The sequence below is a fragment of the Paenibacillus sabuli genome (assembly GCF_014705605.1).
GTDB lineage: Bacteria > Bacillota > Bacilli > Paenibacillales > Paenibacillaceae > Paenibacillus_D > Paenibacillus_D sabuli.
This window is the reverse complement of record NZ_JACXIZ010000082.1, coordinates 1-7,187: the sequence shown is the minus strand read 5'-3', so window position 1 is coordinate 7,187 and position 7,187 is coordinate 1. Positions and strand designations below refer to the sequence as shown.

Genomic DNA, 7,187 nt, shown 5'->3' with positions numbered 1-7,187 from the left:
TACGTGCTGCAGCCGGAGCCTGCCCGACGTTCGAGCCCTGAGGATGATCGGTCAGCGCTTGCTCAGCGTCGGCAATCGCGCTCAGTAGCGCCGAAGCATTGCCTGCACCGATGACGGTGCCGAGGAACGTCGCGGTTGCCGTCTCGAGCGTCGACTCTGCACTGTCGATCTGTCCCTGTGTCTGGTTCGCGGCATCATCCGCGATGGCCTGCGCGTCGTTGATGGCATCCTGCAGCGTGGTACGTGCTGCAGCCGGAGCCTGCCCGACGTTCGAGCCCTGAGGATGATCGGTCAGCGCTTGCTCAGCGTCGGCAATCGCACTCAGCAGCGCCGAAGCATTGCCTGCACCGATGACGGTACCAAGGAACGTAGTCGTCGCGGCTTCGAGTGTCGACTCTGCGCTATCGAGCTGTCCTTGCGTCTGGTTCGCGGCATCATCCGCGATGGTTTGCGCCGCATCGATGGCATCCTGCAGTGTGGTGCGTGCTGCAGTAGGCGCGTCGCCGACATTCGATCCTTCGGGATGATCGGTCAGCGCCTGCTCGGCGTCGGCGATGGCACTCAGCAGCGCCGAAGCGTTGCCTGCACCGATGACGGTGCCGAGGAACGTCGCGGTAGCCGCCTCGAGCGTCGATTCTGCACTGTCGAGTTGCCCCTGAGTCTGGTTGGCGGCATCATCCGCGATGGCCTGCGCGTCATCGATGGCATTCTGCAACGTCCCCCTTGCTGCAGCCGGAGCCTGCCCGACGTTCGAGCCTTGAGGATGATCGGTCAGCGCCTGCTCAGCGTCGGCTATCGCGCCCAGCAGCGCCGAAGCATCGCCTGCGCCGATGACGGTGCCAAGGAACGTCGCGGTCGCCGCCTCGAGCGTCGACTCGGCGCTATCGATCTGCCCCTGAGTCTGATTCGCGGCATCATCCGCGATGGCCTGCGCGTCGTTGATGGCATTCTGCAATGTCCCCCTTGCTGCAGCTGGAGCCTGCCCGACGTTCGAGCCCTGAGGATGATCGGTCAGCGCTTGCTCGGCGTCGGCAATCGCGCTCAGCAGCGCCGAAGCATTGCCCGCACCGATGACGGTGCCGAGGAACGTCGTGGTCGCGGCTTCGAGCGTCGACTCCGCACTGTCGATCTGTCCCTGTGTCTGGTTCGCGGCATCATCCGCAATGGCCTGCGCGTCGTTGATGGCAGCCTGCAGCGTGGTACGTGCTGCAGCCGGAGCCTGCCCGACGTTCGAACCCTGAGGATGATCGGTCAGCGCCTGCTCGGCGTCGGCAATCGCACTCAGCAGCGCACTCGCGTCGCCGGCGACCAGGATATTGGTTACCGAGATGGTTTCGACCGTTTCATTGCCCGCATCATCGCGTGCATACACGGTGTAAGTCCCGTTGGCGGTGGCCGCGAAGCTGCGCGGGCCGGTGATGTCGGCCCCGGACCCGGCGAAGTCGGCCGCGCTGTGATTGCCTGTGAGCCACTTCAAGCTGTCCAGGCCGTTGCCGTCGCCGTCAAGCTGCACATCGACCGACACCGTCACCGGATCGAACGTATCGGCGGTCGTAGACGGCGTCAGCGTCAGCTCGGGCGCATCGGGCATCGTTACCGTGTGCGCGACCGGATCGGACGTGAATGAGGTGTAATTGTCATCGCCTGCATAGTGAACGCTCAGATTGTGCGAGCCGACCGGCAGGGTAGAGACGTCCAGCGTGGCTGTGCCGCTTGCATTCAGTGCCGCATTGCCGAGCGAAGTTGCGCCGTTCCGGAACTCGACTGTCCCGGTCGGGGTGTCCAGGTCGCCGGAGACGGTGGCCGTCAGCGTGATTTCTTCGAGATAGGTCGACGTGGATTGCGACACGCCCAGGCCTACCGTCGGGCTAAAGGGCATTGGACTTGGCGCCAGGCCGTATCCCTGTCCCCACGCCCATATCCGCCCATCGGCGTCGAGGGCAAAGGAATTTTCAAAACCGGCCGTAATCGAAGTGAATCGAACGGGAGTGCCGTCGTCCGTCACCTTGACCGGACCACCGGGTACGGTCGTGCCGTCGCCGAGCTGCCCGTGGTTATTTTTCCCCCACGCCCACAAGTCGCCGTTCGTATCGAGGGCGAGTGCGTAATGATTGCCCGCAGAGATCTGGGCGAAGGTGACCGGACTGCTGCCGTCCATGACGGTCAGCTTCTCAGGGGACCAGCGCGTATCCGGATCGGCTCCGCCATCGCCGAGCTGTCCGTAATTGTTGCTTCCCCAGATCCAGAGCTCGCCGTCATCCTCCAGCGCCAGCGCAAGGTAACCGGCGTCTCCAAAACCTGTTCCCGTCGAAACGGCTTGGAAATGAGGCGTCGATCCGTCGCCGTCGTCCAGGGCAAACTTGGCGGGCGCATTTCCGCTTAGTGTGACCTGAACCAATTCAAGTTCCGAATCGATGCCCGTTGCCTGCTCCTCATAGCCAGAGATTGAGGTGAAAGTAAGCGGCTGACCGCCGTAGGTCAGATTCGTTTTGGTCGGGACTTGAAGCACCGTGTTCCCATAACCGGGAGCTCTGCGGCCCCATGCCCATACCTCGCCGTTGTCGGCCAGGGCCAAGGAGGTCCATCGGAGAGCGACGACCGCAGTAAACGTCACGTCAGCTCCGCCTTCTATAATGGCAAGCCTGCTCCAGGACAAGGAACTGCCGGCGCCTCCATTGCCCAGTTGCCCATTGCTGTCAGTGCCGGTGGTCCAGATCCGGCCTGCATCGTCCAGTGCGATGCTGTGCTCAAATCCGACCTCTGCCTGCTGAAACGTAACCGGTACGCCGCTATCGCGAACGTCAATCTGCAGCGGAGTATCGGAGGCAGTGGTAGTACCGTTGCCGAACTGGCCGACGGTGTTGGTCCCCCATGCCCAGATCGATCCGTCACGATCCAGTGCCAGGTGTGAGTAAAACTGACTCGAAACGGCTGTAAACTCAGTCGCAGCCGCTGCCGCCTTGGGCGGCAAGAGCAGCGGTCCGAGCGCGAGCAAAGCAATCAGGGTCACGAGCCCCGTTTTTTTCAAACGCATCATCCTTCTCATCCTTCCTTTCCTGACCGTTCAAAAGCGATTGATCCAGTCAACTACCAAGTCTAGCAAAGCGCTATGAACGGAAAATGAACAACTGCATGCGGCCGATGTCAGGATTCGTCGCCATGTGGCGTCAGCTAAGGGGGAATCGGGTAATCAAGCGACAGATCAGGCCGCTTCGTCTTTCCACTTTTTTGTGATAAGCTAGTGCTATCTAATGCGAAGGAGAACAACCGCAGCAATGGACTTCTTGAGCACACTGCCTGCCGCAGGCATGGTCATCGCAGCGATTGCGATCTGTATTTTTGCCTGCTATGCTCTGATCTATCGAAGAGAGCGGGGCGTGCGTTATTTTCTCTGGATTATGGTATTACGCGGCATCTACGCCTGGGCCGTTATTCTTGAATGGAACGGCAATGGACTGCCGCTCAAGCTGATTTACCGTCATATTGAGCAAACCACGCTGGTTTTTATTGTGCCATTATTCGTATTTGTGACGCTCGACTTGTACGGCAAGGACCGGTGGCTGCAAACGGGCCGCAAACTTTTGATGCTCCTTCCTTTTGCCGCGTGGGTGCTCGTCATCTGGACGGACCCGTGGCATGGTCTTGCGCATCAAAGCGTTGCGCTGGTGGACGGCTATCTGGAAGCGCCCAAATCGCTATACACCATGATCTTTAATGTGCTGTGCTATATTTTGCTGGGCGGCTGCTACTATTTTCTGTTCCGTTTCGTACGCAGCATTCGGCCGGACCTCCGCAAACCGGGCGCTTGGCTGCTGATTCTCGGTTGCGGTCCGGCCATCGTCGAGGTGATCAAGACGTTCGTCCCTGGCATGACCTATTGGCTGATTCCGATTTCGGTTTATTTCGGAATGATGGCGATGGGGATGCTCTGGATTGCGCTGCGCAACAAGCTATTCACGATCGTGCCGGCCGCTCGCAATGTCGTCATGGAAACGGTGCACGAAGGCATCATTATCGCGAATCCACGCGGCGAAATCATGGATACCAACCAACTGGCAGAGCGCTTATTCGAGAATGGCTCGGAGCAGCGCTTGATCGGCGAACGTGTCGAGCATATCATGACCGCCTGGCCCCAGTGGGCGGATGCCTGTATCGCGATGGAAGCGCGGCATCTGGAGATCGAAGCGACGGTGCAGGGCGAGGAGCGTGCCTTTATCGTCAATGTGTATCCGTTCTTCTCGCAGCGCCGGCACAAGCAAGGAACGATCTCCATCATTGTCGATATTACGGAGAAGCAGAATCACCTGAACGAAATTGCCCGACTGAATCAGACCAAGGATCAGCTGCTGACCGCCATCTCGCATGATATTCGCAATCCGCTCGCCATGCAGATGAGCATCGTCGAGCTGCTGGAACGGGATCGCGCGCAATTTCGCGGAGAGCATCTGGAGATGATTCACGCATTGGGGGAGCAGGTGCGCAACAGTTATTCGACGGTGGAGAATCTGCTGGAATGGTTTCGCAATCAACAGACCGGGGTCACGCTTCGTTCCGAGCCCTTGAAGGTGCTTGCGCTCATTGAGGAGGGCTGCCGCGTGCTGGCTCTGCAGCTTGAATTGAAACAGATCGAGATGCAGATCGAAGTCGACGGGACGCTGCAGGTCTACGCCGATCGGGAAGCGCTGATTCTCGTGATTCGCAATCTGTTGTCCAACGCCATCAAATTCTCCGAACGGGGAAGCACGGTACAAGTGACGGCAGGTCTGCGGCAAGACAAGGTCGAGCTTGTGATCCGGGATTACGGCACGGGCATGAGCGAGCAGCAGCTTCGAAATGTCCGGGACGAACTGCGGATGGATACGACGGTGGGGACGCAAGGCGAGCGAGGAACGGGACTCGGGCTGATGGTCAGCCGTCAGCTGCTGCGCATGGGCGGCGGATCGATGACGCTGAGCAGCGCGCCTGGCGAGGGAACGACGTGCCATGTCTTTTTGCAAACGGGGTGAAATGACGAATGCGAATCCTATTGATCGATGACGAAGCGACGATGCTGATGATCATGAAACGAATGCTGGCAGATATCGAAGGCGCGGAAGTCGTCGGCAGCTTCCAAAATCCCGAGGAGGCGCTAAGGCAGGCGCCGCAGATCGCGGCGGACCTCGTCTTTATCGATATTCAGATCGGGCAGGACAACGGCCTGGATGTGGCACGCAAACTCCGCTCGAGCTATGGAGAGCTGGAAATTGTATTCCTTACGTCGCACAAGCATTACGCGCTTGAATCATTCGATATCTATCCGCTCGATTACATGGTGAAGCCTGTGTCGCACGCGAGACTGGCGCAGACCATTGCCAGAGCGAAGGCGAGCATGGAGAGAAAAGCCGCCCCCGTTGCGGCGGCGCAGCTTCCGGATACGCTTCAGGTGCGGGCGCTGGGTGTCCTGGAGGTCGTCGGCAACCGAACGGAGCCCGTAAAGTGGCTCTCCAACAAAAGCAAGGAGCTGTTTTGTTTTTTGCTGGTGCATCGCGGCAGCTTCGTTTCGAAAGGAAGGCTGTTGGATCAGGTTTTCCCGGAGATGGAGCCCAAAAACGCCTCTCTCTACCTGAACACCGCCATGTATCAGTTGCGCAAGGCGCTCGACTCCCATGGATACAAGCATCTGGTGGTCACCTCTCAAGAGAAATACCGGCTGCAGATGGAGGAGATGCAGGTCGATTATCTGCACTTCGAAACGAGAGCCAATCAGCTCTGCGCGGCCACGAGCCCGCTGCCGCTCGAACCGGCAATGGCTTGTGAGGCGATCTACGAAGGGGAATTGTTCGAGGAGTCGGCCTACGTCTGGGCGGCAGCCGAGCGCTCCAGTCTGGAGGAGCTCTACGCACGACTGGCAAGTCGTCTCATTCGCCGTCTGCTGGACGAAAAACGTGCGGATGAAGCCGTAGTACGGGCTAGAAAATTGGTCGCGCACAATGAGTTGGATGAAGTGGCCAATCTGCTGCTGCTGCAAAGCTATATTGCGAAGAAGGATGTTGTATCGGCGCGGGAGCACGGCGCGGCCTTCTCCCGGCGATATGAGCGGGAGCTGGGACTCGCGCTTTCTCCCGCAGCGATTGAGCTGCTCGAGCCCCTGGGTCTCCCCTTCAGCAGCTAAGTTCTGCGTTCGATGATGGAGATGATAAAAAAGCTGCTGCCAGTCGCACAAGTATGTGCGGAGCAGCAGCTTTTTTGACGGGGTGTAACGGCAACGGCAATGAGTGGATCAGTTCGCCCCCATGCGCTCCAGCAGGCGAACGAGCATGGCGGCGGCTTCGGCGCGCGTGATGTCGGCCTGCGGCTGCAGGCGTCCGGCCGGGTCGCCCTGCAGCAGCCCGGCGCTGACGGCGTCGGCGATGGCGGTGCGGGCCCACGGGGCGATGCGGTGCGCATCGGCGAAGCCGCGCAGCGCGTCGTCCGTGCCGGCTGCCGGGGCGGCGCCGACCCACTGCAGCGCCCGCAGCAGCAGCGCGGCCGTCTCCTGGCGGCTGATCGGCGCATCGGGCCGGAAGCGGCCGTCGGCATCGCCCTGCACGAGCCCTTCGCGAGCGGCGGTGGCCACGATGCTGGCGTACCAGCGCTCAGGGTCGACATCGCCAAACGCAGCGGCGGCATCCGTCTCCGTCGGCAAGCCGAGCGCGCGCACGACCATGGCGGTCAGCTCGGCGCGGGTAACGGCGGCCTGGGGCGCGAAGGTGTCGCCGTCCACGCCGTTCACGATGAGCCGCGAGGCGAGCCGGTGTACGGCATCGGCGGCCCAGGAGCCGTCCATGTCGGCGAAGGATGCGTCGTAGGTCAAGGCGGCGTAGAGTCCGCCCGTGCGAATCTGCCACGTCCAGCTGTCCGCGTCGGCCGGGCCGGCGGTCAGGCGCACGGGGGAGAAGCTGGCTTGCGCCGATGCGCTGGCCGTGAAGCGCGCTATGAAGCCGCCTTGCGTCGTCGCCATGTCCTGCGGCTGCGGCGTCGTCAGTGTGACATCGTGGCCGAAGTCGGTCAAGGTGCGTTCGAAGCCGGCCACGACGGCGCCGATGCTGAGCTTGAGCGGCTGGCCGTGCAACTGGGCGCCGAGCTGTGCAACGGCTTCGAGCAGCGCACCTTGCTCGGCCTCGGTAGCGGGAGCAAGCGTCACCCGGAGCTCGCTGTAGGGCTGCGCT

The 7,187-nt window shown here is 61.0% G+C and carries 4 protein-coding genes; 2 read left to right on the top strand and 2 right to left on the bottom strand.

Annotated elements, in window-relative coordinates; genetic code table 11:
* A partial coding sequence (locus IDH44_RS25990) for an Ig-like domain repeat protein (protein WP_190921731.1) occupies positions 1 to 3,037 on the bottom strand: 3,037 nt, incomplete at its 3' end.
* A gap of 238 nt (positions 3,038 to 3,275) precedes the next feature.
* Here IDH44_RS25990 and IDH44_RS25985 point away from each other — a divergent pair.
* Positions 3,276 to 5,006 carry a sensor histidine kinase gene (locus tag IDH44_RS25985; RefSeq protein WP_190921730.1) on the top strand — a complete coding sequence of 577 codons (1,731 nt, stop codon included), beginning with the start codon at positions 3,276 to 3,278 and terminating at the stop codon, positions 5,004 to 5,006.
* 8 nt (positions 5,007 to 5,014) lie between these two features.
* Positions 5,015 to 6,151 (top strand): response regulator, encoded by a 1,137-nt coding sequence (locus IDH44_RS25980; RefSeq protein WP_190921729.1) that lies wholly within the window; start codon positions 5,015 to 5,017, stop codon positions 6,149 to 6,151.
* A gap of 108 nt (positions 6,152 to 6,259) precedes the next feature.
* Here the strand turns inward: IDH44_RS25980 and IDH44_RS25975 are convergent.
* On the bottom strand, positions 6,260 to 7,187 hold a 928-nt coding region (locus IDH44_RS25975), incomplete at its 5' end, for an S-layer homology domain-containing protein (RefSeq protein WP_190921728.1).

Excerpts from the sequence above, each read along its gene's own strand:
- IDH44_RS25980 (WP_190921729.1), top strand. The coding sequence starts at position 5,015 with ATGCGAATCCTATTGATCGATGACGAAGCGACGATGCTGATGATCATG.
- IDH44_RS25985 (WP_190921730.1), top strand. The coding sequence starts at position 3,276 with ATGGACTTCTTGAGCACACTGCCTGCCGCAGGCATGGTCATCGCAGCG.